We start from the raw sequence: 2,335 nt of genomic DNA on the forward strand, positions 1-2,335 counted from the left end.
GACGTCGAGCATGGCAGGATAGGTCACCACGTGGAGCCCTTCTGGCAGACGAGAGATCTTCAGCGAGACCTCTTCTACCGGGGCTCCACGTGCCTTTTCTGGTCCTCGCCATCTGTCCGCGAGTCTCTCCGAACACCATCGATCGTGCCTCGGAAATCCCTACTGTCCGAATCGATCGTGCCGAGAAAACCTCAGTGGGACGTGCTCCATCGACTCCGGCAAGGGCTTCATCCTCTGTAGGTTGCCGAAAACGGGCGTCTCCGCGCGGGGCGAGGGACGTCGGTCATGTCTACGTCGCGGATGGCGTCTGGGCTTTCGATCACGATGGATGGACCTTGGAGTCCGAGCTCCTGAGCGTCACACGCGCCGCCGAACCGCTCAGCGACTTCCGGCCGCGTCCGATCCGCATGGATCTCGACACGTTCTCCGCAAGCCATCGCCACCGGCCCCGGCAGTTGTTCGCCTTCGACCCATGGGAGCGGGCGCTGCGGTACATCAGCCGGTTTCCTGCCCCGAATGCTGACGGCAGAGGCAGATGATCTCCGGTGGCTGTGGACGCACGGGAGGGTCAGTCCGGCAGGACGGCGCGGTGGACGGAGTCGCGGAGCAGGGTGCGGCGTTGCTCATGGGCTTCGGCGGGCTCTTCGGCGGTCGCCGCGTAGACGTTGCTGACGGGTGACCAGGCCATCGACATGGCGATGACCATGGCCATCACGTCGAACGGGTCTCCCTCGCGCACGCGGCCGGCGGTCTGGGCGTCGGCGATGGCGCGGAGCTTGTGGTCGTCGACGCGGTCGTGGTCGTCGACGAGGTGGCCCGCCGGGCGGCGCTCCAGGCGGGCCCAGGTGGCCAGGCGGATCAGGTCCGGGCGCCGCAGGTACTCGTCGTAGAGGCGTACGGCCCAGTCCGCGAGGTCGGTGGCGTCGATCGGCACCACGTTCATGATCCGCTCCAGCGAGCCGGAGAAGACCGTGTCGAAGAGCTGCTCCTTGTTGCCGAAGTAGGCGTAGAGCTGGGCTTTGTTGGTGCGTGCGGCGGCCACGATCCGCTCGATGCGCGCTCCGGCGATTCCTCGTTCGGCGAACTCCCGGGTCGCCGCATCGAGGATGCGCTGATGGGTCGCCGCTCCGCGCGGGGTCAGGGGCTGGTCGGCCATGGCTCGAAGCTATCAAACAGAACGGTTGGTTTGCTTTAGGCGGCGACCTGTGCCTACCGTGAACAAACAGAACAGTCTGTTTAAGGAGGAGAGCCTATGCGAACCACTGCCGGCTGGCAGGCCGATGGGTCGACGCTGCGGCGCACGCTGCTGAACCGCCGCGACCTGCGTCCCGACGACCTCGCCGTCCGCATCGACTATTGCGGCGTGTGCCATACCGATCTGCATGCGCTCAACGGGGACGCGGCGCGTCCTCTGGTGCCGGGCCACGAGTTCACGGGGGTGGTGGGCCGAGACCGGGGCCGCGGTCACCCGCTTCTCCGTCGGTGACCCCGTCGCGGTCGGCAACATCGTCGATTCCTGCGGCGACTGCCCCATGTGCCGGGCCGGTCAGGACAACTTCTGCCATGCCTTCCCGACCCTGACCTATGGCGGCATCGACCGGGAGGACGGTACGACCACCCTGGGCGGCTACTCCCGCGAGTACGTCGTCCGCGACCGGTTCGCCTACCCGCTCCCCGAGGGCCTGGATCCGGCCGCCGCCGCTCCCTTGCTCTGCGCCGGGATCACCGTCTGGGAACCCCTGCGCGCCCTGGGCGTAGGTCCTGGCAGCCGGGTGGCGGTGGCGGGGCTGGGCGGTCTGGGCCATCTTGCGGTCAAGCTGGCGGTGGCGTTGGGCGCCGACACCTCGGTCATCAGCCGTTCACCCGGCAAAGCGGACGACGCACGCCGTCTCGGTGCTCGGGCGGTCATCGTCTCCACCGATCCGGAACAGATGGCCGCGGCCCGGGACCGGTTCGACGTTGTGATCGACACCATCTCCGCTCCGCACGACCTCGGCCCGTACCTGCGGCTCGTCGCCCTCGACGGCACGCTCAGCCACCTCGGGCACCTCGGGCCCGTCACGGTGGAGACCGCGGACCTGCTCATCGGGCGCAAGAAGCTCAGCTCCGCGGGGAGCGGCGGCCGGCCCGCCACCGCCGCCATGCTCGCCTTCTGTGCCGACAAGCGCATCGCCGCCGACATCGAGATCCTCCCTTCGGCCCGTGTGCACGAGGCTCTCGAACGCCTCCGGCGCAACGACGTCCGCTACCGCTTCGTTCTTGACATGTCCGACCTGGACTGAACGGAGAACCGTGTCCGCTCCCTGACCCGTTCGTGGCCGGTGTTGGTCTTGGG

At 68.1% G+C, this 2,335-nt stretch carries 3 protein-coding genes; 2 read left to right on the top strand and 1 reads right to left on the bottom strand.

The window, feature by feature from the left end:
- Positions 1 to 568 precede the first annotated feature (568 nt).
- Positions 569 to 1,156, bottom strand: coding sequence for a TetR family transcriptional regulator (locus tag E1281_RS39195; RefSeq protein WP_131884742.1), 588 nt, complete (start codon positions 1,154 to 1,156; stop codon positions 569 to 571).
- A 96-nt stretch (positions 1,157 to 1,252) separates the two neighbouring features.
- On the opposite strand from E1281_RS39195, the gene E1281_RS42425 reads away from it, so the two are divergent.
- Positions 1,253 to 1,486 (top strand): alcohol dehydrogenase catalytic domain-containing protein, encoded by a 234-nt coding sequence (locus tag E1281_RS42425; RefSeq protein WP_279433693.1) that lies wholly within the window; start codon positions 1,253 to 1,255, stop codon positions 1,484 to 1,486.
- Positions 1,383 to 2,282 (top strand): NAD(P)-dependent alcohol dehydrogenase, encoded by a 900-nt coding sequence (locus E1281_RS42770; protein ID WP_279433694.1) that lies wholly within the window; start codon positions 1,383 to 1,385, stop codon positions 2,280 to 2,282. The genes E1281_RS42425 and E1281_RS42770 overlap by 104 nt, the downstream gene beginning before the upstream one ends.
- The last annotated feature ends 53 nt before the right edge of the window (positions 2,283 to 2,335 follow it).

This window comes from Actinomadura sp. KC345, from assembly GCF_004348515.1.
Classification (GTDB): domain Bacteria; phylum Actinomycetota; class Actinomycetes; order Streptosporangiales; family Streptosporangiaceae; genus Spirillospora.

What these genes read in the sequence shown, in the direction of transcription:
- E1281_RS39195 (WP_131884742.1), bottom strand. Translation starts at nt 1,156, where the DNA reads ATGGCCGACCAGCCCCTGACCCCGCGCGGAGCGGCGACCCATCAGCGC.
- E1281_RS42425 (WP_279433693.1), top strand. Translation starts at nt 1,253, where the DNA reads ATGCGAACCACTGCCGGCTGGCAGGCCGATGGGTCGACGCTGCGGCGC.
- E1281_RS42770 (WP_279433694.1), top strand. Translation starts at nt 1,383, where the DNA reads ATGCGCTCAACGGGGACGCGGCGCGTCCTCTGGTGCCGGGCCACGAGT.